Annotated in this window: 19 protein-coding genes; 10 read left to right on the top strand and 9 right to left on the bottom strand. The window is 56.2% G+C overall.

What is annotated here, in order from left to right; translation table 11 throughout:
* Nucleotides 1–50 precede the first annotated feature (50 nt).
* Genes KJS55_RS08015 through KJS55_RS08025 form a run of 3 tightly spaced genes read left to right on the top strand, consistent with a single transcriptional unit; the run spans nt 51 to nt 3,791 of the window.
* Complete coding sequence (locus KJS55_RS08015; RefSeq protein WP_213543092.1) at nt 51–911, top strand: ABC transporter ATP-binding protein; 861 nt, start codon at nt 51–53, stop codon at nt 909–911.
* Nucleotides 908–3,091: a hypothetical protein gene (locus KJS55_RS08020; RefSeq protein ID WP_213543093.1), complete on the top strand. Its 2,184-nt coding sequence runs from the start codon at nt 908–910 to the stop codon at nt 3,089–3,091. The genes KJS55_RS08015 and KJS55_RS08020 overlap by 4 nt, the downstream gene beginning before the upstream one ends.
* Nucleotides 3,084–3,791 carry a hypothetical protein gene (locus KJS55_RS08025; protein WP_187030342.1) on the top strand — a complete coding sequence of 236 codons (708 nt, stop codon included), beginning with the start codon at nt 3,084–3,086 and terminating at the stop codon, nt 3,789–3,791. The genes KJS55_RS08020 and KJS55_RS08025 overlap by 8 nt, the downstream gene beginning before the upstream one ends.
* A 320-nt stretch (nt 3,792–4,111) precedes the next feature.
* Here KJS55_RS08025 and KJS55_RS08030 read toward each other — a convergent pair whose 3' ends face one another.
* The 8 genes from KJS55_RS08030 to KJS55_RS08065 all read right to left on the bottom strand — a co-directional run bounded on the left by KJS55_RS08030 (nt 4,112) and on the right by KJS55_RS08065 (nt 12,353).
* Complete coding sequence (locus KJS55_RS08030; protein ID WP_213543094.1) at nt 4,112–5,464, bottom strand: sn-glycerol-1-phosphate dehydrogenase; 1,353 nt, start codon at nt 5,462–5,464, stop codon at nt 4,112–4,114.
* A 110-nt stretch (nt 5,465–5,574) separates the two neighbouring features.
* Nucleotides 5,575–6,519, bottom strand: a complete 945-nt coding sequence (locus KJS55_RS08035) for a BadF/BadG/BcrA/BcrD ATPase family protein (protein WP_187032738.1) — start codon at nt 6,517–6,519, stop codon at nt 5,575–5,577.
* A 43-nt stretch (nt 6,520–6,562) separates the two neighbouring features.
* Entirely contained in the window at nt 6,563–8,065 is a 1,503-nt protein-coding gene (locus KJS55_RS08040; protein WP_213543095.1) for a sulfatase family protein, read from the bottom strand.
* A gap of 47 nt (nt 8,066–8,112) precedes the next feature.
* Nucleotides 8,113–8,856, bottom strand: a complete 744-nt coding sequence (locus KJS55_RS08045; protein ID WP_187032713.1) for an ABC transporter ATP-binding protein — start codon at nt 8,854–8,856, stop codon at nt 8,113–8,115.
* A gap of 16 nt (nt 8,857–8,872) precedes the next feature.
* On the bottom strand, nt 8,873–9,640 hold the full coding sequence (locus tag KJS55_RS08050; RefSeq protein ID WP_428846504.1) for an ABC transporter ATP-binding protein: 768 nt from the start codon (nt 9,638–9,640) through the stop codon (nt 8,873–8,875).
* A complete protein-coding gene (locus tag KJS55_RS08055) occupies nt 9,637–10,431 on the bottom strand; it encodes an ABC transporter permease (RefSeq protein ID WP_187032715.1) in 795 nt (264 codons plus the stop codon). Before KJS55_RS08055 ends, KJS55_RS08050 begins: the two co-directional genes overlap by 4 nt.
* Nucleotides 10,428–11,231 (bottom strand): ABC transporter permease, encoded by an 804-nt coding sequence (locus tag KJS55_RS08060; protein ID WP_213543096.1) that lies wholly within the window; start codon nt 11,229–11,231, stop codon nt 10,428–10,430. The genes KJS55_RS08055 and KJS55_RS08060 overlap by 4 nt, the downstream gene beginning before the upstream one ends.
* Nucleotides 11,232–11,318: 87 nt before the next feature.
* Nucleotides 11,319–12,353, bottom strand: a complete 1,035-nt coding sequence (locus tag KJS55_RS08065) for an ABC transporter substrate-binding protein (protein ID WP_187032719.1) — start codon at nt 12,351–12,353, stop codon at nt 11,319–11,321.
* A 233-nt stretch (nt 12,354–12,586) separates the two neighbouring features.
* Here KJS55_RS08065 and KJS55_RS08070 point away from each other — a divergent pair, with 233 nt between their 5' ends.
* Complete coding sequence (locus KJS55_RS08070) at nt 12,587–13,525, top strand: LysR family transcriptional regulator (protein WP_187032721.1); 939 nt, start codon at nt 12,587–12,589, stop codon at nt 13,523–13,525.
* A 492-nt stretch (nt 13,526–14,017) separates the two neighbouring features.
* On the opposite strand, the gene KJS55_RS08075 is transcribed toward KJS55_RS08070, so the two are convergent.
* Nucleotides 14,018–14,773: a DeoR/GlpR family DNA-binding transcription regulator gene (locus KJS55_RS08075; RefSeq protein ID WP_213543097.1), complete on the bottom strand. Its 756-nt coding sequence runs from the start codon at nt 14,771–14,773 to the stop codon at nt 14,018–14,020.
* 280 nt (nt 14,774–15,053) lie between these two features.
* Between KJS55_RS08075 and KJS55_RS08080 the strand changes: the two genes are divergently transcribed.
* The 6 genes from KJS55_RS08080 (at nt 15,054) to KJS55_RS08105 (ending at nt 21,046) form a co-directional block, all read left to right on the top strand.
* Nucleotides 15,054–16,475, top strand: coding sequence for a sulfatase family protein (locus KJS55_RS08080; RefSeq protein WP_187032724.1), 1,422 nt, complete (start codon nt 15,054–15,056; stop codon nt 16,473–16,475).
* A gap of 17 nt (nt 16,476–16,492) precedes the next feature.
* Nucleotides 16,493–17,437, top strand: coding sequence for an N-acetylglucosamine kinase (locus KJS55_RS08085; RefSeq protein ID WP_213543098.1), 945 nt, complete (start codon nt 16,493–16,495; stop codon nt 17,435–17,437).
* A gap of 42 nt (nt 17,438–17,479) precedes the next feature.
* Nucleotides 17,480–18,598: an ABC transporter substrate-binding protein gene (locus KJS55_RS08090; RefSeq protein WP_187032729.1), complete on the top strand. Its 1,119-nt coding sequence runs from the start codon at nt 17,480–17,482 to the stop codon at nt 18,596–18,598.
* 62 nt (nt 18,599–18,660) lie between these two features.
* On the top strand, nt 18,661–19,500 hold the full coding sequence (locus KJS55_RS08095) for an ABC transporter permease (RefSeq protein WP_187032730.1): 840 nt from the start codon (nt 18,661–18,663) through the stop codon (nt 19,498–19,500).
* Complete coding sequence (locus tag KJS55_RS08100; RefSeq protein ID WP_187032732.1) at nt 19,497–20,297, top strand: ABC transporter permease; 801 nt, start codon at nt 19,497–19,499, stop codon at nt 20,295–20,297. The genes KJS55_RS08095 and KJS55_RS08100 overlap by 4 nt, the downstream gene beginning before the upstream one ends.
* Nucleotides 20,282–21,046, top strand: coding sequence for an ABC transporter ATP-binding protein (locus KJS55_RS08105; protein WP_187032734.1), 765 nt, complete (start codon nt 20,282–20,284; stop codon nt 21,044–21,046). The genes KJS55_RS08100 and KJS55_RS08105 overlap by 16 nt, the downstream gene beginning before the upstream one ends.
* Nucleotides 21,047–21,049: the final 3 nt, after the last annotated feature.

Here is a 21,049-nt window from a genome sequence, read left to right on the forward strand (position 1 = left end):
ATGGGCCTGGTAGCCTCTTTTTGAAATCCAGACAGAAAGGACGCCAACCTATGCAAATGGAACTTCAGAATTTGAGTATGACCTATCCCAGCGGAAAACAGGCGCTGCACCAGATCAATCTTGCGCTGAAGGCCCCCAGTCTGATCGGGCTCCTGGGTCCTAACGGCGCAGGAAAATCCACACTGATGAAGCTGCTGGTGGCCGCACTGGTGCCGACACAGGGACGCATCCTGATAGACGGCCGCCCATTGGAGCAGGAGGAGCGGCAGCTGAAAGCCAGACTCGGCTATCTTCCACAGGACTTCGGGCTGTTTGACGAGCTCACGGTGGCACAGTTCCTGGATTATATGGCGGCCCTGAAAGGGCTGCGCAATGCCGGGGCCGCCGTTCAAAAGGCGATTCAGTCCGTAAACCTAGCGGAGAAAGCCAACGCCAGAATCCGCACCCTGTCCGGAGGCCAGCGCCAGCGGGTGGGGATTGCCCAGGCCCTGCTGGGAGATCCGGCCTTTTTACTGTTTGACGAACCCACGGTGGGCCTGGACCCGGAGGAGCGCATTCACTTTCGGAACCTCTTCTCCCAGAAGGCCCAAGACCGCCTGGTGCTGCTCAGTACGCATATCATTGAGGACGTGCAGTCGGTATGCGGCCAGCTGGTTGTGATGAACCATGGAAGCATTTTGTTCACCGGCACGCCGGAGCAGCTGATCCAGTCCGCCGCGGGGCATGTGGGGGTCTTTTGGGAGCGGGAGGCCGTCCGGGACCCGGGCCTGCACATCACGGCCCGGGTCAACACCGGCCAGGGTATCCGCTGTCGGGCGGTGGCGGATACGCTCCCGGCCGGCGCACAGCCGGCGGAACCCACCTTGGAGGACGCCTACCTCTATTTCATCTCAAGGGAGGCGGCACAGTGAAAGCGATTCCTCTGTTCTCTCTGGAGCTGCGGCGGCTCCTTCTCAGCCGCCTGACCTGGCTGATTGCTCTGCTGACCCTTCTCTCCCCTTTGGCGGGACTCACGCTCTACAAGCCGGCCAGCGCCGGGACGATGCTCTCCATGTATTTGGCAAATCCGGCCCTGGCCGGCGGCGCGGCGGGGGGAGTTCTCTTCGGCCTGCTAGCGGTGTTTGAGCTGGACCGGGCAAACAGATGCCGGGTGGATGTGCTGGTGGACGCGGCGGTTTCTCCCCTGCGCATGGCTCTGGTGCGGCTGCTGGCGCTGATGAGCGGGGCGGCGCTGACGCTGTGCCTGGCTATGCTGGTTTGGCTTCCCGTCAGCCGGGGGCTGATCGGCGCTGTCTTTGACGGCGCGGAGTATCTTTTGGCGTATGCCCTCTTCATGGGACTGGCCCTCCCGCTGGGGATTCTCGCCGCTTCCTCCGCTTATCAGTTCGCCAGGCGGGTGGATTTGTCCCTGGTGGCGCTGGCGGTTTTTGCGGGGCTGAGCCTGAGCGTTTGGGCGGACGACTGGCAGCTTTGCTGGCTGAACCCCTGCGTCTGGGCGCTGTCCGACGACTTTTCCAACTTCCGAATCTTCCGGTCTGTGGCCTGGATGCGCCTGACCTGGCTGGCGGCTCTAACCGGGGTCTGGGTTCTCTCCTGGCTTTGCATCCGACAGTATGGGAAGGGGCTTCTCGGCTCCCTGGCCCGGAGTGTCCGGCGAGTTTACCGCCCGGTGATCGCTTTGGCGCTTCTGGCCTGTTCCGGCACGGCCTATGCCGCCCAGCCCATGGTGGATCAAAGCAATCCGGACCAAACCGTGATGTCTTTTTACGACCTCCCGTATCTGGATGGGGTGGTCTGCTCCGGCCGGGCCGCCCAGGTGTTTCCGGACACTGCCGCCGGCACAGTCTCCGGCCGGGCGTCCTATCAATTTCACAACACCTCCGGCCGGGAACAGACGGTGGCATTTGGCGTGAATCCCGGCTATGAGGTCTCCTCTGTGCAGGCAAACGGCAGGGACATCCCGTTTTCTGTGGGAGAGTATCAGGAGTATAATGAGGCAATGCTGAAGGCCCATATCCCGGCGGATGAGGACGTGGAGCTGGTGGTGGAGTATGGCGGCTTTCCGCGGGAGGACCGCAACATCTCTGTGATGCAGGGCGGTGCAGAGATAAGCGATGAGTATCTCTGCCTGGAAAATGCGGCCCTGTCGCCCCGCCTTTTCAATGTGCTGCCGGACGAGGGAATGTGGCCCACCACGATTGAAATTACCCTACCCGGCTCCATGACAGCCATTCCCTTTGGGGCAAGTCGGGCGGAGGCGGTGACCGAGCACCAGGACGGCACCATTACTTGGCGCTATGAGGACAACGGCACCGGAGGCATCCTGTATGCAGGCGATTACATCCGGGAGGACATTCAGGCCGGCGGCATTGCCATTGAGCTCTATTACGGGCGCAAGCATCAGACTGTCATGGAGGCTGCCGGGGCGGCGGACGCGGTGAGAACCGTGGCGGGCTACTGCACGGAGCACTACGGCCCATTGTCCTTTGAAGCCGGCGGAACCCTGAAGCTCATTCAGAGCCGGGTTGCGGGCGGCGGCTATGCCTCGGATGGAGCCAGTCTGCTGGACGAGGCGGATTTTACTGCCGTCAATCTGAGCGATGACGGCAAAGGCGCCGTTCCAGGCGAGGTGATGATCCACGAGCTGGTCCACCAGTGGTGGGGGCTGGGGAACATGTTTGATGTTGCGGCGGGCCCCTGGTCGGCGGAGGGCCTGACGGTTTACACGACCTACCGCATCGTGAAGGACCTTTATGATGAGGACTATGCCCAAAAGAACTATGTGGAATCGTGGCGGCAGGCGGTGGACGATTACAATCTGAATTTCTACGTCCGCAACCCAGAGTATCTGGCGGCTCTGCCGGAGGAGCAGCGGTTGGAAATCACGGGAAGCCTTGCCTTTGTGCGGCAGTACTGCGAGATGCCGCTGAAAATTTTGAAGGCGGAGGAGTTGGTCGGCGGAGAGGAAGCCATGGACCGGATTCTGCACGATTTGTTCAACCGGGAGCTGGACCCGATGTATCCCTACCTTACCTATCAGGATTTCTTGAGCGCCTGCGGGCTGACGGAGGAGGATCTGGACCTTGCGTAAAATTTTTTGTTATGAGTTGCGGCGCCTGCTGTGGAATCGTTTTTTTCTGGGAATTGCGCTGGCGCTTTTGTTCTACGGTTGGCAGGTGCTGGGCGGGGTGACCATATTGGGCGTGTCCCATACGGCCCCGTTCTCGCCCTGGAGCTTCGGGGACTATTTGAGCCGGATGCTCCCCTTGTTATGGATTGGCGCGCTGTTTTTTCTGACCTTTTTCACCTCGGACAAAGCCCGGCGGGCGGCGGTGCTTACCAATGCTACACAAATGCCGCCAAACCGCTACGCGCTTGCCCGGTGTGCCGCCGCTTTGCTGGGGACCGGACTGCTGGCGCTTTGCTGTCTGGCAGAGGCCGCCGTGTTCTACAAGCAATATTTTGACTGGCACGAGTGGGAAACCCTGCTGATTCCAGCACTGATCACGCTGACTCCCCCGCTGGTGTTTTCCCTGGGGAGCGGATGGCTGCTGGGGCAGTACCGGCCCTGGCTGATTTACGTGTGGATGGCGGCTCCGCTCCTGTGCGCGGCACTCCCACTTCCGGAAGTGCTGGGACTCTGGAACGGAAGCTTTTTCACGGAATACCCGCTGAGCCTGGGAACGCTGGACCCGGCGTTTTCTGTGCCGCCGGCCTCCATGCTGGCGCAATGGGGATTGCTTGGGGCCGGCACCGGACTGTTGGTCTTTCGACCCGGAAGAGAGCCATAAACTGGAATATGAGGGCCTTCGCCCATCTGCTGGCGCAAATCTCGCTCTTTTACTATATAAAGTTTCTGGCAGTTTGCTGCTTTTTTGCGGATGGATTGCCAGGGCGCATTCACACCGCGGATATGGTGGGAATCATCATGGACGGAGCCGCAGGAGAGCTGATGTCTCTGGAATTTTGAGAGTGGAGGAGAGCCCGCAGACTAGGGAGCATGCCAATACGGAAAGCATGGAGAGCTGACCGCCTGGTATCATCACATATTTTCCCGCAAGAACATGGCAAAACCCAGAGCATGCAATATTCGCATGCTCTGGGTCTCTTTTTAATGTTGGAGATTTGAAATGAGGTCGTCCGACAGACGTTCGAGGACACCCAGATCCCAGGCCATCTGAAGAAGGGTATAGCGCGGGCGGACCTCCTTGGCGTACAGAAGGGTATCTCTGAGAAGCCGCCCGTCCACCCCAATCTCCTCCGGCAGACAGGGGGACTGCAGGGACCGCAGCAGCTCCATCACCTCGGCGGAGCCAGGCAGCTCCGCCAGCAGAGCCGTGATCTCCTCCCAGTGGGACTGTATGGCGTCGATCCGGGCCAGGCGCCCGGCAGATTCATTCTTCCGCGACGCCTCCTCCAGGGCAATCACACCCTCCGCCGCCGGGCCGTATGCACGGTGGATGGCCCGCTCCCATGCCTCCGGGGAATAGGACCGGGCGGACTCCCTGGCGGCGTCAAAGTCCACCTTCGTGCCGCGGAGCTTTTCCGCCAGCTTCAATACCAGCACCGTGGCCACGCCCACCTGAGTCCCGTGGGGAACTGGCCGCAGACCCCGCTGCTCAAACCACATCTCCCAGTAATGGGACATATGGTGCTCGCAGCCGGAGGCCGGCCTGGAGTTCCCATACAGGCTCATGGCAACCCCCGTTAATACCAACCCCTCCATAATCTTGCCAAGGACCTCCGGATCGCGGTCCTTGGCCTTTCCCGCGTCTTTCAGAACGTTTTGGACGCAGCTTTCCACCAGCCCCGCGATGTTTTCGCAGTAATGCTCGCGGTTGATCAGCCTTGACAGCTTCCAGTCGCAAAGGCAGGTGAACTTTCCCAGAAGGTCCCCCAGGCCGGCGGCGATCATGCGGTAGGGAGCGTTCTTCAAAATCTCGGTGTCTCCAAGGATGACGGTGGGAGTCTGGGCCTGGAAGGTGGTTTTCAGGCTGTTGACATTGATGGCCGCGATGGAGGAGGCAAAGCCGTCCATGGGCGCGGCGGTGGCCACGGTGAAAAAGGGCCGGCCCATGCGGTGGCTGAAAAAGCGGGTCATATCGTTGATGGCGCCGGTTCCAACAGCCACACACAGGTCGCAGTCTGCGGGCATGTGGATGAGGAGCTCACCGACGGTGGCCTCGTCAAAGCCGACGTGGGTGAGGACTTGCGTCTGCGCATGGCATCCGGCTGCGGAGAGCACCTCTGCGCAGCGCTTTCCGGCGATCTCATAGGTAACAAGGTCGCAGATCAGGTAGGGGTGCTGAAAGCCCAGTTTTTTTACATAGGCGGGCAGATCCTCAATGGCATCTTTCCGGATGCTCACAGCCTTCAGGGGGGCGTAGTGCTCCCTCCCGCACCCACAGGTGAGAGGCCGATCAAGGTAATCGGCCAATTCCCTTGCTTCCTTTGGCATCTTCATATTGGCGCTTCCATTCTTTCAAAATTTTTGCAGCCGTCGTAAATTTCGAAAGGGCTGCGGCAAAAATAGATGCGGTTTCCTAAGGCTCGGCTCTTCAGCCTTTGCAGGAACTAGGCCTCGCAGTTCTGATAATCCAAAAGGAACTGCCGCTGAAAGGCTTCAGAAGCCGGGTATCCCGCGCTCCAAAGGGCCTCAACAGCCGCACCATAGACCACCGGCATATTGGTCGTCAGCAGACGGGCTTGGGCAGGGACCTGCCTTTGAAGCGCTTCCACATATTCCGGATATGCGGAAAAAAGCCCTCCACCCAACACGACTGGATATTCTCCCGAATAATATTGCGAGGCAGTTTCTACTAACTCCGAGAGGTGCTGCACGCCGCGGTCAAAAATCTCCCCGCAGACAGAATCTCCCATACGCCGCCCCTCAAACACATTGTGCGCCAAAGATGCGATGTAAGGGCGGCCCCCAGCATAAATTCCGGAAATAGCGTCCTCCACTCGGCAGCCGAGCTCTTTTTCCAAAAGATGATTGAGTACGGTTTTCCTGCCGCGGCCATCTACAGACCGCAGCGCCATATATATAGCATCCCGCCCAAGGTCGTAGCCGCTGCCCCCAGTGTCAATGAGATACCCCCAGCCGCCGATGTGGATGCACCCCTTGCTGCCAGCGCGCACAAAGAGTGACGAGCCGGTTCCGGCCACCAAGCCGCAGCCGTCCCGGTGCCCAAGGACACTGGAGATAACGCTGTATGTGTCGTCACAGATTGCAAAGCTTCTTGCAGCCACTCGGGGCCTTAGGAATTGGTAAAGCGCTCCATGGCTGTGACAATTTCCCGCAATGCCGCCAAAGATGGATGTAATCTCACACTCAATGCGGCTTGAAACTCGGTAAATGGTCTCCAAAAGAAGCTGTTTGACCTGATCCCGGCCAATGTCCAGAGCATTGCAGCCTGTTGTAACATCACGATAGAGGATATGTCCCGTCTCATCAAAGAGAACGGTATCGGTCTTGGTTCCTCCGCCGTCAATTGCAATGAAATAATCCAGTGGAATTCACGCTCCTCTATTTCGCCAGAACCTGCTGTTGAGCAGGAAGTCACTTTGAATCCGTACCCCAGTCTTTGATTTGGTTTGCCATGTTCGCACCCTTGGGCTTGGGGACTCCATGCAGGGCGGCCTCGTCATAGCGACGCCACTGCTCCCAAAATTGCCGCCCAAACAGGGTGGACTCGTCATCCCACGCATCTCTCAGGGCAAACAGACGACTGCGCAGACGGGAGGTAATATCCTCATAGCCGGGGATGTCGTAGAAATTATTTCTCTCCCAGGGGTCCTGCTCCAGATCAAATAACTGCGTCAGCTTCAAATCTTCTGTCCGGTATTCCACCAGCTTATAGCGTCCGTCCATGACCCCTCGAATTCTGGACTGGAACGCCAAATACAGCTCTGGTCTCGTGACATAGTCGGGGTCGGAAAATGTGGGAGCAAAGCTGATCCCCTCCACGGAGGCGGGGACTTCCAGGCCGCATAGCTGACAGAGGGTTGGATAGATGTCCAACAGATACACATATTGCTCTCGTGTCTCTCCCTTGGGAATCCCCGGGCCGCATAGGACCAGCGGGACACGGACACTGTGCTCGTAAATGTTTTGCTTCCCCATCAGGCCGTGCTGCCCCACTGCCAGACCGTTATCGCCTGTCAGAACAATGATGGTATCGTCCAGAATCCCCCGCTCCTCCAGCACATCCAAAATGTGTCCAATACACCAGTCAATATGACTGATCATGGCATAATAGTCCGCAATATGCTGGCGGATTGCCTCCGGCCGCCGGGGATACGCCTCGGTATTTTCATCGCGCCCCTTGTTTGACCAGCCGCAGTTTACCACCGGCATCTCCAGATAGTTAGGCGGCAGGGTAATTTTTTCTGGGTCATACATACTGCGGAACTGTTCTGGCATGGTTCTGGGGTCGTGGGGCGCCAGGAAGGAAAGGTACATGAAAAAAGGCTTTTCATCAGAATAGCCCCGCAGATATTCCACTGCCGCGCCGGAAAAGAGGTCCGTGGAGTGGACGCCTGCATGAATTTTCTCTGCACGGACCAAAACCGCGTCACTGCTGGCGGAAAAGTTTGGGGTGAAATGAATTTCCTGGTTGTAAGCACCATCGGGTTTGAAATCGTTCACCGGCACATTCCAGTGGTCCCACATGCCGCCGAAGAAAATGTGTTTTCCATCGTCAAAGCTGCGGGAAAAGCTCTCGACTCCGTTGTGCCACTTGCCGATTTCGACGCAGTGATAGCCGCCGTTTAGAAAACACTGGCCCAGGGTGATATCGTGGGGAGGAATATTGCGGCCGCTCTCCTCCAGGTGAAAGAGCGTCCTGCCGCTGTTGATCATGGCCCTGCTGGGCATACAGACCGCGGAGGCGGTGCCGCCCGGAATGTGAGCCTGTAAAAATGCAGTGCCGTTCCGAACCAGCCGGTCCATGTTCGGCGTCTGGATTTCCGGATTTCCCAAGGCTCCAATGGTGCCGTACCGTTGATCATCCGTTAGTAAGAAGAGAATATTCGGTGCTTTTTTCTGCTTTTTATCAGACATCTTCTGCCTCCTTGCCGATCCCGTCGCCTGCCTAGATATGTCCGGGTTTACCACCATTTGATCAAGTCTGTAACCTCGTTGCGCAGCTTGATAAACTCCGGTTCTGAGACCTTTCTGGGGCGGGGGAGATCATTGGAGAGTGATTGCTTGATTTTTGTGGGCTTGTTGGTCAGTACCAGAATGCGGTCAGAGAGGTAGACAGCCTCTTCAATGTTATGCGTGATAAAGATAACGGTGGTATGCGTCTTCTGCCACAGACGGATCAGCTCATCCTCCAGGTGGTATTTCAGCTGCAGGTCCAGCTGGCCATAAGGCTCATCCATCAAAAGCAGCTCCGGCTGTACAGCGAAAGCACGGGCAATGACCACTCGCTGAAGCATGCTGGCAGAGAGCTGGCCCGGATAAAATCGGGCGTACTTGGTCAGCCCCACCATTTCCATCACATCCTGCACACGCCGCTGGATTTCCGCCTTGTCTATGTGCTTGATGCGAAGGCCGTATCCGATGTTTTCCTCCACCGTCAGCCACTCCATGGTGGAGTACTCCTGAAAGATATAGGCAATATTTTGCCTTCTGGGGTTGATGGCCTCTCCGTTTAGTGTGATGCGGCCCTGATCAATGCTGTAGAGCTTGGTCAGACTGTTGAGGAAGGTCGTCTTGCCGCAGCCTGTCGGCCCTACGATGCAGAGAAACTCGCCCTCCTTGACATCGAAGGAGATATCATCCAGCACCAGGAGATTCCCGAAGCTTTTCGTCAAATGCTCCACACGGACTTTGATTTGTTCAGACATATCGCATCCTCGCTTCTCACAGGGTCTTGTCCATCTCTGCGGTGATCTGCTCCCGCAGCGCCAGGAATGCCGGGGAGGTATAGTCCCTGGGTCTTGGCAGGTCTACCGTGTACTCCTTGTGTACAGATGTGGGACAGTTATGCAGCAGAATAATTCTGTCCGCCAGATAAATCGCCTCCTCAGCGTTGTTGGTGACAAACACTACGGTGCGGCGCTCGCTGGCGCTGATGCGTTCCACTTCCTCCTCCATAAGATAGCGTGTCTGGGCATCCAGATGCCCGAAGGGCTCGTCCATGCAGATCAGCTCCGGCTCATTGGTGTATGCCCGGGCAATTCCAACCCGTTGCTGCATGCCTCCGGACAGCCTGACTGGAAATTGATGCTCAAAGCCGTTCAGTCCCACGAGATCAATATACTTCTGTGCCCGCTCCCGGCGCTCTTTTTTGGGGACGCCCTGCATTTTGGGACCGAACTCCACATTCTGCATGACAGTAAACCACATGAAGAGGTTGGTGGTCTGATAGACCATGCCGCGTTTGGGAGAGGGGCCATCTACCCTTTCACCGGAGACGAGAATTTCTCCTCCCGTTGGAGGTTCCAGGCCGCTGATCAGATTGAGAATGGTGGATTTTCCACACTGCCCGGGGCCAAACAGCACCACAAACTCATTTTCATAGACGTTGAAATTCAAATCATCCACCACCAGATGATCGCCGGACAGAGCATAAAACGTCTTGCTGACGTGTCTGCACTCAATCACAGCCCTGCGCTTTTCATCCATCATGTTCCGCGCTCCCTCCATCTGCAAAGGACCCGCTCGGCCCAACGCATCAACACCGCCAGCAGCAGCCCCACCACGGCAATGGCGATGATGCCGACAAAAATCTGTGTCATATCCCCGTTTTCCTGTCCCGCGGTAATGGTCCAGCCCACGCCCTCGGTGGAGCTGACCATCTCGGCGGCCAGGACCGCCATCCAACAGGTGGAAAGGCCAACCTGCATACCGGCAAATATGTAGGGCACGCAGGAGGGAATCACCACATGAAAAAATGCCTGGATTTCATTGGCGCCTAGCATATAGGCAACGCCCAGCATATTCTCATCCACCCGTTTGGCGCCGGTGTAGGTGTTGACCACAATGTTTACAAAGCCCGCCATGAAGATGATAAAGATTTTTGCGGTTTCCCCAATGCCGAACCACACAATAGCAAGAGGAATCCATGCCACGCTTGGAATGGGACGGACCAGCTCAAACAGGGGACGGAAAATCGCCTCCACCATTTGAAACCGTCCCATGGCAATTCCCAGAATGACACCGGCGCCGGCGGACAGGCAGAAGCCCACCAAAACCCGCCGCAGACTCACAAGCAGATGCATCGGCAGCGTGTAGGTGCGGCCAATCGGGTGCGTGCATGTATAGAGCAGCCGCTCTAGGACCTCTCCAGGGGTTGGCAGCAGTAAGCCGATCGAGGTAAAGCGAACGGCCAGATACCAAAGGCATATCACTGCGGCCACGCCAATCAAGGAGAAAAAGACCGTGCCGGCCGCGGCCCGGAAATGCAAAGATTTTCTCATTGCTCCTTACCTCCGCGGACAAAGCGTTTTTCTACAAGGTCAAATACCACGGAAATCACCATGCCAATCATGCCCAGACACAAGATTCCAACGATAATTAAGTCAGAGCGCAGCAGGGAACGTCCCACTGAAATCAGATACCCAAGGCCGCTGGTGGAGGCCAGCAGCTCCGCGGCCACCAGCGCCATCCAGGAAGAGCCCATAGCCACCCGCAACCCGGCAAAAATCATCGGCAGCGCGGAGGGAATAGCCACGGTGAAAAGCTGTTGAAAATTGGTGGCGCCAAAGGTCTGGGAGACCCAAAGATGAATTTGCCGTGTCTGGTGGATTCCAGAATAGGAATTGAGAACACAGGGGATGACCGTGGAAAAGAAGATCAAAACCGCTTTGGCCTTGATCGAAATGCCGAACACCACGATCATCACTGGGATCAGAGCAATGGGGGGGATCGGCTTGAGCAGGTCAAATACCGGCCGGACAATGCGGTCCACAGTTTTAAACCAGCCCATAGCAATGCCCAGCGGCACGCCAATGACCGCCCCCAGAACATAGCCGTAGGTTGCCACCTGCAGGCTGGCCAGAAAGTGCTGGGGCAGTGTTGCCCCGTCCGGCGCCTGTGTGTAGAACTTGGTAATCAATGTGGAAAACACTTTGACAGGGCTGGGCAGAGAATAAGCTGGGACCAGTTCCAAAACAGCGGTGGCGATGTACCAAATCCCCAGAAACACCAGAATGGATACCACCGAAACGAATCTATATTTGCGGCGTTTTTTCTTGGCTGTATTGATCTTTATATCCATGTGCTGCCTTTCTATATAGGGAATGGGCATCTGTTTCAGAATGCCCACCCTACATGTCCATATAAATCTGCAATCTTGGAGCCGCTTTTACGCGCTTAGGTTGGCTAAGGCATCGGTAAACACATCGGAAGCAATGTTATTCTTGACGTTTTCAAGGCCGGTCTGGTCAATGAGCTCCTGCTCTGCATACCAAGCGGCGTAGGATTCCGCGAACTCTCCCAGTGCGATCTGCTTGGCTTCCTCGCTGGTGATCATCGGCTTGCCTTGGATGGACGTGCGGGCCTCCTCCGGTGCGAGGGTCTTGCCGCAGTTGGTGTACCAATCCACCACCGTCTGAACGGCTAGATCCTCATCGGCGGCCAGAGCGTCACAGGCTTGATAAAGGATTTCCACAAACTTGACAACATCGTCATAGCGGTTTTCGTAAGCGTCCTTTGTGCAGACAGTGGCCTCATACAGCTCGCCGCCAATAGAGTCCAGTGTTGCCACGACCGTCGTGTTCATCTCATCCATATCATAATAACAGTAGGGTTCTGTCAAAACGCAGTAGTCCCCCTCCCCAGCAACCCAAGAGGAGTACACATTGGCAATTTCCAGATTCATGATCTGGCATTCATCCGGACTTAGCCCAATGGATTCCAGCCACAGATTCAGCGTGTAGTGGCCAGTTGTACCGATACAAGTTAAAAGGGTCTTGCCGCGGACAAGATCTGCCATCTCCTCCGGAGTTTCCGCGTCAATCAGCGGGTCTCCATTGCGGGCGCAGACGTAGTTGCCATCTGTACCATTCACCTGATGGGCCACCAGTTTGCACCCGTAGTTGGCCAGCGCATATACAAAGGCACCGCCGGTTACAGACACATCCCATTCGCCCATGGCCTCGTTAATGGCCGCGCCGCCGTTAAAGACAATCCACTCAATATCCAGCCCCGCCTGCTCAGCCAACCCTTGATCCTGAATATATTGCGCCATGGAGCTGCAATAAAAGGACTGCACAGCAACCCGCAGCGGTTCAGATGCAGCGTCCCCGCCGCCGTCCTCATTCTTGTTTCCACAGCCAGTGGTCAGGGTAAGTACCATCATAAGCGCAAGGGTCCGTGACAAAATGCTTCTTTTCTTCATGATTGTATTCCTTTCCTTTCGTGGTTTTATTGAAACCAGCGCGTTGCTGCGCGTGCTTCATAAAGACGAGCCGGAGTACAGGTTTGTGCATGACTTTCGTTTGGCTTGCGCAATAAATATTTTGTATGTTAGTTTTATTTAATATCATATTAACCCAAGATGTAGCTTGTGTAAAATATTATTATATAATATAATTCATAGTAAAATATCTATGTTCTAAGGAGTGAGGCGGCATGACCTTGCGCCATATCGAGATTTTCTCTGTGGTATGTCAGGAGGGCTCCATCACGCGGGCCGCAGAGCGGCTGCATATCTCTCAGCCCACGGTCAGTGTTGCGATCCGGGAAATGGAGGAATACTATGGAGGCTGCCTGTTTGACCGGATTTCCCATAAGCTCTATATCACGCCCTTTGGCCAACGCATCTATGATTATGCGCTTCGGCTTTTGAACCTGTATGCGGATATGGCTGATGCAAAGTTTTCCTTTGACCGGCTCCGCATTGGCAGCGGTACGGCGATTGGGAAGCTCTTTATGCCCACCGTGGTGAAATCTTTTCTCAGTCTATATCCCGACATTCAGATCTGTGTGAATGTGGGAGAGGCGACACGCATGTACCACTTGGTTATGAAAAATGCACTGGACTTTGTCATCGCTGAGGTTGTGGATGACATTTCTGGGCTCTCCCACCACTCCATTCAGCACTTTCCAGTTGTAGCTGTCTGCCACCGCAGCAATCCATTGGCAGAAAAGGCGGTGGTCACCGCACCGGAGCTTGCCAGGGAGCACCTGCTGCTGCGGGAGTTGGGCTCTCATACGCGCTCCGGTGTAGATACGTACTTCCAGACCCACAATCTCACGGTGGTCCCCATGTGGGAGAGTTACAGCGTCCAGTCGCTGCTGAATGCTGCCACGGAGGGGATCGGAGTTTCCTTTTTGTCCTTAGATCATGTGCTGGCATACGGAAGTCCGGATCTGGTGATTTTGAATATTCCCGATTTCAGGGCGGAGCGATATGTCCATGTCTGCTATCACAAGGATAAAATTTTCACCCCGTTGATTCAAAATTTTCTGGATTATTATGTCCAATCCACCAAGGCACTTCTTCAAGAGGGAATCAAGCGCTACCAGGCAGAACACGCCGGAAGCACCTATTCTTTTCCGCAGCTGTGAGGGGTGCAGGAAGGATTCTCGTCTGACAGGCAGTAACACGCAGACGGCGGTTGTTTCATTGCTCCTTTTTCGATGCCCATGGTTTTCCTCCGGCGTCCCGGTGACGCTGTGAAAACGCTCAGATTCATGGGGATGCACATTTCTTGCACAATCTTTTGCAGAAGCACTCACTGTCCGTACGCAGGATAAAACGGCGGAAGTGGGCAAGGAGGCACCGTATCGTTCCACATCCCATACCGCATGCTGGCATCTACGCTTATAAAAGAGCATACCCGACGCTCTGGAAAGATTTTGGGGGAGAGCGCGCCCCCCGCAGCTTAGGTGCTGGCTGCAATTTGCAAGCGCAGCTATGCACGGAACCAAAAGAATCCAGCCGCAGTTGGCAGTTTCGAGACTGCCAAAAGAGGGAGGACACGGTCCGGTTGGGCCGTGTCCTCCCTCTTTGAGCTTCAACAGGATATCGGAGTATTTCGGAATCTCCTTGATTGGCGCTTATATCAGCACCTTGATTCCCCTGTCCCGCAGCCCGTCAGCCACGTCCTGCGGGAAGTCCCTGTCCGTAACAATCATGTCGATAGAGGACAGGGAGATGGTGTAGGGATAAAACGCATCGCTGACCTTGGTGGAATCCAACAGCACCACCACCTGATCAGAGTGCTCAATCACCTTTTCCAAAATAGCGACCGTCAGCGCGCTGTTATGGGCAAAACCGTAGTCGGGATTCATGCACATCGCGCTCATAAACGCCAGGGAAAAGTGCAGGGCGTCCAGCCGGTTCAAAACGGAAATTCCCTCCACACGCATGATATTTAAATCCACGTCCCCGCCCAGCAGCTCCACGGAGATATTGGGCAGGGCGGAGATATTGCTGATGGTGCAAATACCGTCGCTGCAGACTTTCAGGGGAAATACCGGCAGGCAGCGTGCCAGCTCCGCGCAGGAGGTCCCGGCAGAGAGAAATACCGAGTCGCCGGGCTGGATCAGCCTGGCTGCCTTGACGGCAATGGCCTGCTTTTTATCCTGATTCACGTTCGCCCGGTAGATGTAGTTCAGCGCCGAGGGAATGGACTTGATGCCCCCGTGTGTACGAATCGCCTGTTTGGTGCTGTCCAGATACTGAAGATCTTTCCGCAGCGTGACGTCGGAGACATCCGGGAATGCGTCCCGCAGCTGAGGGAAATCCAGAGTCCCGTATTTGTTGACCATATTCAGGATGGTATTTCGTCTTTCAACAATTTTCTTTCCCATCTAAAATTTACCTAACAATGTACAATTTTGGTTTCATTATATATGCTGATTTTACAAAAGTCAACTTACGGCCATCAGGCTTTGGCCCGTAAGGGTTGGGAGCAGTTTTACTGATTTCACAAAAATCGAGGGTAAAATTTATGTAAAATGAGAAGATTGACAAGCTGTAGAAAGACCGCTATTATGAAGTAAAAGGTTATATAATGAAATAAAAAACTTTCGTTTCATAATAAAAAACGAAAGTCAGCCTTTCCACCTATGAAGCGAGGTACGTTCAGGCATGAAGCATCTTTTAATCTTGTTTACAGATCAACAGCGGTATGACACCATTGCGGCCTTTGGTAATCCGCAGATTCAAACGCCCCATCTGGACGCACTGGCCAAGGATTCCGTCGTATTTGAGCGGTGTATTACCCCGTCACCGGTCTGCGTTCCGGCCCGGCTATCCATGCTCTCCGGTCAGTATCCTGCAAGGACCGGCTGCAACAACAACAACACAGACCGCGCCTACAACGGAGCGGGATTTTATGGCCGTATCACGGCCCAGGGCTATCAGAGCTGCTGCGTGGGGAAAATGCACAACCTGTGGGACGTATATGGCCCTATGGGATTTGAGTCCCGCCATTCCCAGGAGGAGATCGCGGCTGAGGGAGACGAGTACATGCGCGATATCCGGGAAAAATATCCCTGGGTGTTTGACTATCACGGCATGCGCAGCGAGATGTATTATACACCTCAGATTTCCCAGCTGCCTCCGGAGGATCACCCCACACAATGGGTTGGGGATCGCAGTGTGGACTTTATCCAGCACTGTGCGCCGGATCGGCCCATGTTTCTATTCTCCTCCTTCATCCATCCCCATCCGCCTTACTGCCCGCCCGCGCCGTGGCAAAAGCTGTACCGGGAGGACCCGCCCACCCCTGTCTGCCCGACTCCGGAGGACTTGGAGACTTTTTCAGATCTGATCGGAGACCGCTGCTCCTGTGAGCGGTTGCTGATGAGCCGGCAGGATGTTTTGAGGAGCAAGAACTTTTATTACGCCTGCGTCTCCTTTGTGGATTATCAGGTGGGCCGCATCATCGCCGCGCTGAAAGAAAAGGGAATGTATGACGACACGCTGATCCTGTTTTCCAGCGATCATGGCGATATGATGGGGGATTACAACGCCATTGGGAAGCGGACCATGGTGGACTCCTCCTGCCATGTGCCCTTGATGATCCATGTTCCCGGCCACGGGCACGAGAGGCGGCAGGACCCCTGCTCCCTGGTTGACATCGCTCCCACGCTGCTGCGGTATGTCGGGGCCCCCTATGATCCCAGGGAGTTTGACGGGGTGGACCTGTTTGCCCCCTCTGAACGGACATATGTATACTCCCAGCATGGCTGCGGCTCCGGCGGAACGTATATGATTACAGACGGCCGGGATAAGCTGGTCTACAGCGCCGCAAGGGACAAATACTATTTCTTTGATCAGATTCCGGAAATGAGAAGCATCTATGACGCGGAGCATCCCAAAATCCAAGAGATGCAAAGGAAGCTGGACGCATACCGCAGAAGCGACGTCAACAAGGAAAAAGAGAGCAGGACCTACGAAAAGGTGACAAAAACGCATCCCCACTATCCAGGCCGGATGGATCACACCCTGTTTCACAACGCAGAGCTGGCGGCAATTCCGCCGGAATACCGGATCGATCTGGACTGACAGGACGGGAGGCTGCGATGAAGTATTGTATTGCGATTGACGGCGGCGGCAGCAAGACGGAGATTGTGCTGTTTGACGAGACCGGGCATATCCTGCGCCGCCATGTGGGGCAGGGCGGCAACCCCACGGATATCGGGGCTGAGGAAGCCCGGCGCCGCATGCATGCCTGCATGATGGAAGTCTTCCCCGCCGCTCCTGGGGAGATTGCCGCCCTGTATGGCGGTGCCGCAGGCGTTTTTCCCAATGGAGACGTCTACTCCGCGTCCTTGCAGCAGGCCTTTCCGGTGCGCGCCATCCGCATAGAGGACGATGGCTGCAGCCTGATCTCCGGTACTCTGGGACACCAGGACGGCTGCGGGATGGTATGCGGCACAGGCTCATCGCTGTTTGTGAGGATTGAGGGGCAGCCCCTGCGCCATATTGGCGGAAAGGGCTACCTGATTGATACCGGCGGGAGCGGCTTTGAACTGGGCAGGGACGCGCTGTGCATGGCCATGCGGGCTGTAGACGGCCGGTGTCAAGGCACCATATTGACGGAGCTGCTGGCTGATATGCTGGGGGAACCGGTCTGTGACGCTGTGATTCCCAAAGTGCACCGGGGAGGCAGGCCCTACATCGCTACCCTGGCCGCGGCCGTATTTGCCGGCAGGAAAGCCGGCGACTGGGCCTGCGAGGAGATTTTTGACCGGGGTGCATCCTTGATGGCAGATTTGGTCTGGGCCGCGGAGCCCTATTTTGAGGGACCCTTTTCTGTAGTGATGGGCGGCGGCATTGTCGCCAACTTTCCAGAGTACGCCCAGGCCATTCGGGAAAAGGCCCCGGCCAGGGCCAGAGTGCTGCTGCAAACGGCGCCGCCTGTCTATGGCGCGGCGGTGGAGGCCATGTGGGATGCGGGAATCCCGGTGACAGAGGCGGTGCGGACGCGGTTTTTAAAAGAGTATGCCCAGGCGGCGGCCTTGTAGTTTTCGGTCATAACCGTTAACAAAAAACAACAGGAGGATTTTATGATGAAAAAGCTTACGGCATTGATTTTGGCACTTGGCATGGTTTTGTCCCTGTGCGCGTGCGGCGGTGAAGCCGGCACCCCCGACTCCCAGGACGGAGAGACGGACTCCGGCTTGGTTGACGTTCCTACTTCCGGTCAGAATGTGGTCCAGACCGCAGTTCCCCTGATCGCCGGCGAGCAGCTGGGCACCTGGGAAAAGCTGGGCCTCAATGTGACCCGCACCCACTATGTCTCCGGTCCCCCGCAGCTGGAGGCAAACCCCTCCGGCGACTGGGACATTGGCTGGATCGGAGCCCCCGCCGCCATCACAGGCGTTTTGACCTACAACATGAAGGTCATCTCCCTCTCCGGCTATGACTATTCCAACAAGGCCTTCTGCCGCGCCGACAGCCCCCTGGCCAAGGCAGCCGAGGGGCCCATCAGCGAAACCCTGGGCACCGCTGAGGACTGGAAGGGCCTGACCATCCTCGTGGGCAAGGGGACTGTGTGCGACGCGGATCTGATGTTCATGCTGGAACGGCTGGGCCTTACGGAAGAGGATGTCAACATCGTAAACTCGGATGTTGACAAAGGCTATCAGGCGTTCATCAGCGGTTCTGCAGACGTGTATTTCTCCACAGGTACTTATACGCCCATGCTGGAGGAGAACCCCGACTATGTCTGCTGTCACACCATGGGCGGCATGGACGCCGCCATGGCCGGCAACATCATTGCCGAGGCGGACTATCTGGCGGAGAATGAGGATACCGTGGTGAAGTACCTGGCCGGCGCTTTGGAGATCCTGCTGTGGCTGGGGGATGAGGCAAACCAGGAACAGGGCGCGGAGTGGTTCTCCCAGGTGATGCTGGAGGACTTTGGCACGGAGACCACGGTCGAGGCGGCTCTGGCCAGTGAGAAAATGACGGAGTTCCGTGACCTGAGCTTTTATGAGGATCTATGCAAGGTTCAGGAAAACGGGCTGACCGGCATGCAGAATGAATTTGCCAAATTCTTTGACATTCAGGTGGCAATCGGCAGCCGCGATGCCGCCGACCGTGACGCCGTCATCGCCGCTGTGGACTGCAGCTATCTGGAAAAAGCCATCGAGCTGTACAAGTCTACGCATTCAGACCAGTGAAACGCGGCATCCCTTTCCCTGAAGCGTCAGGGGAAGGGATGCCCTCTTAAACAGGAGATCGTATGATGGATATGGACTATGAAACAATCAGAGCAGAGGCAAAGGCCGCAGAGACACGGGCGATTCGTACGGAGAAGCTCAAATATCTCTCCATCAGTGTTGCGGTCGTTTTGCTGGTGCTGCTGCTGTGGCAGCTGGCGGTGCAGTTTCAACTGGTAAACACCCGCTTTTTTGACTCTCCACTGGGTGTGGTGGAGACCATTCTCAACAAGATCACGGATAAAAAGCCGGATGGCGGCCTGCTGTTCCAGCATATTTGGGCCAGCGCCAAGGTGGTTTGGCTGGGCTTTCTCCTGGCCGCGGTGATTGGGATTCCCCTGGGGCTGTTCATGGGATGGTTTCGCCTTTGTGATCGGGTGATCCGTCCTCTCTTTGAGGTGATCCGCCCTATTCCCAGCCTGGCCTGGATTCCCATTGTGCTGCTGTTTCTGGGAATCGGCGTGGAGGCAAGAGCCGTGATCATTTTCACGGGTTGCTTTGTAGCCACCGTGCTGAACACCTATACCGGCATCCGCTCTACCAATCAGACGCTGGTGAACGTGGCGAAAACCTGCGGCGCCGGCAACCTGAAAATTTTCTGGACGGTGGGAGTTCCCTCCGCCATGCCCATGATTTTCGCGGGCTTGAAAACCTCCATGGGAAGCGCCTGGGGAACCATCGTCGCGGCGGAGATGCTGGCCTCTTCCAACGGCCTTGGCTACATGATCCAGATGGGCCGCTCCTTCGGGGACGTTTCACTGATCATGGCCGGCATCATTGTCATTGGAATTTTAGGCTTTGTGTCGTCCGGCATTGTCAGCCTGGTGGAGAGCATGGCTCTGAAATGGAGGCCCAAGAAATGAAGACAACCAAAAATCCCTGGCTGGAGGAGCGCGGCGCCCTCTATAAGCTCTTTTACTATCTTGGGCCGTGTCTGCTGATCATTGCGTTTTTGCTGCTGTGGCAGGGCATCGCGTCTGGCGGGAAGACCACGCTGCCGACGCCGGCTGCCGCCTTGGAGCGCTTGGTCACTATCTGGTCCGGCGATATTGCCAAGCATCCCATGATCTATCATGTGGGGATCTCCATGCGCCGGGTGCTGACCGCCCTGATTTTTTCTGTAGCCGTGGGCGTTCCCTTTGGCATTGCCATGGGCTGGAACAAGACCTTCCGCGCCATTTTCAAGCCCTTGTTTGAGGTGATCCGCCCGGTTCCTCCCATCGCATGGGTACCGCTGTTCACCCTGTGGTTTGGCACCAGCGAGTTCTCTCGCGTGGCCATCATTACCATGGGAGTGTTTATGCCGATTGTCATCAACTCCTACTCGGGCGTTGTCATGGTGCCGGAGATCAACTTTCAGGTGGGCAGGGTCTTTGGAGCACGCAGCATGGACATGCTCTTTGATGTGGTGCTGCCAAGCTCTCTCAACGCCATCTTTGCCGGCATCCGCACAGCCCTGGGCGGCGGCTGGATGGTGCTGCTGGCTTCCGAAATGCTGGGCGCCCGGGAGGGAATCGGCTTCCTCATCATGCAGGGCAGCAGTGCCAACGATCTCACCCTCGCCATTGTGGGCATGGTCATGATCGGCGCTTTTGGCGCCTTGTTTGCATATGGATTCGACTTCTTAGAAAGGTGGCTGTGCCCATGGAAGAGAAAGTAATTTTGGAGGCGAGCCATGTCGCCAAAACGTTTTTCTCCAGCAAGGGGGACACTGATGCCATCGAGGATGTCTCCATCCAGGTCCGTGAGAATGAGTTCCTGGTTCTGCTGGGGCCCGGCCAGTGCGGCAAGACCACCTTCTTGAATATTCTGGCCGGACTGGTAAAGCCCACATCAGGTTCCTTGAAGCTTGACGGCAGGGAAATTGCCGGTAGAGACCAGCGCATTGCCATGGTGTTCCAGAAAACCGGGCTTTACGAGTGGAAGACCGCCATGGAAAACGCGGAGCTCGGTTTGAAATACCGGAAGGTCCCCAAGGCCAAGCGCCGCGAGATTGCCCAGAAGTATCTGGACCTGGTGGGGCTTCACGGCTTTGAAAACGCCTATCCCCATGCGCTCTCCGGCGGTATGAAGCAGCGGGTCGGCATTGCCAGGGCTTACACCGCCAATCCGGAAATCCTCCTGATGGACGAGCCCTTTGGCGCCTTGGACGCGCAGACCCGGTATGCCATGGAGGAGGAAATCCTCCGCATCTGGGAGACGGAGAAGCGCACCGTCATCTTTGTCACCAACAACATTGAAGAGGCTGTCACACTGGGAGACCGCGTGATTCAATTCACGGAGCGTCCCGCCAGGGTGAAACGGGTCTATGACCTCAAAGACCTTACCCGGCCAAGAAGCCATGTGTCAGAGGAATTCCTGCGCATCCGCCAGGAAATTGCAGCCAATGAAGAGCTGATGCTGGAATGAGGG

The sequence above is a fragment of the Pusillibacter faecalis genome (assembly GCF_018408705.1).
Classification (GTDB): Bacteria; Bacillota; Clostridia; order Oscillospirales; family Oscillospiraceae; genus Oscillibacter; species Oscillibacter faecalis.

Coding starts and splice junctions, on each gene's coding strand:
- KJS55_RS08100 (WP_187032732.1), top strand. CDS start 19,497: ATGAAGACAACCAAAAATCCCTGGCTGGAGGAGCGCGGCGCCCTCTAT.
- KJS55_RS08090 (WP_187032729.1), top strand. CDS start 17,480: ATGATGAAAAAGCTTACGGCATTGATTTTGGCACTTGGCATGGTTTTG.
- KJS55_RS08055 (WP_187032715.1), bottom strand. CDS start 10,431: ATGAGAAAATCTTTGCATTTCCGGGCCGCGGCCGGCACGGTCTTTTTC.
- KJS55_RS08060 (WP_213543096.1), bottom strand. CDS start 11,231: ATGGATATAAAGATCAATACAGCCAAGAAAAAACGCCGCAAATATAGA.
- KJS55_RS08015 (WP_213543092.1), top strand. CDS start 51: ATGCAAATGGAACTTCAGAATTTGAGTATGACCTATCCCAGCGGAAAA.
- KJS55_RS08040 (WP_213543095.1), bottom strand. CDS start 8,065: ATGTCTGATAAAAAGCAGAAAAAAGCACCGAATATTCTCTTCTTACTA.
- KJS55_RS08075 (WP_213543097.1), bottom strand. CDS start 14,773: ATGGGAAAGAAAATTGTTGAAAGACGAAATACCATCCTGAATATGGTC.
- KJS55_RS08045 (WP_187032713.1), bottom strand. CDS start 8,856: ATGTCTGAACAAATCAAAGTCCGTGTGGAGCATTTGACGAAAAGCTTC.
- KJS55_RS08070 (WP_187032721.1), top strand. CDS start 12,587: ATGACCTTGCGCCATATCGAGATTTTCTCTGTGGTATGTCAGGAGGGC.
- KJS55_RS08050 (WP_428846504.1), bottom strand. CDS start 9,640: ATGATGGATGAAAAGCGCAGGGCTGTGATTGAGTGCAGACACGTCAGC.
- KJS55_RS08080 (WP_187032724.1), top strand. CDS start 15,054: ATGAAGCATCTTTTAATCTTGTTTACAGATCAACAGCGGTATGACACC.
- KJS55_RS08095 (WP_187032730.1), top strand. CDS start 18,661: ATGATGGATATGGACTATGAAACAATCAGAGCAGAGGCAAAGGCCGCA.
- KJS55_RS08105 (WP_187032734.1), top strand. CDS start 20,282: ATGGAAGAGAAAGTAATTTTGGAGGCGAGCCATGTCGCCAAAACGTTT.
- KJS55_RS08030 (WP_213543094.1), bottom strand. CDS start 5,464: ATGAAGATGCCAAAGGAAGCAAGGGAATTGGCCGATTACCTTGATCGG.
- KJS55_RS08065 (WP_187032719.1), bottom strand. CDS start 12,353: ATGAAGAAAAGAAGCATTTTGTCACGGACCCTTGCGCTTATGATGGTA.
- KJS55_RS08085 (WP_213543098.1), top strand. CDS start 16,493: ATGAAGTATTGTATTGCGATTGACGGCGGCGGCAGCAAGACGGAGATT.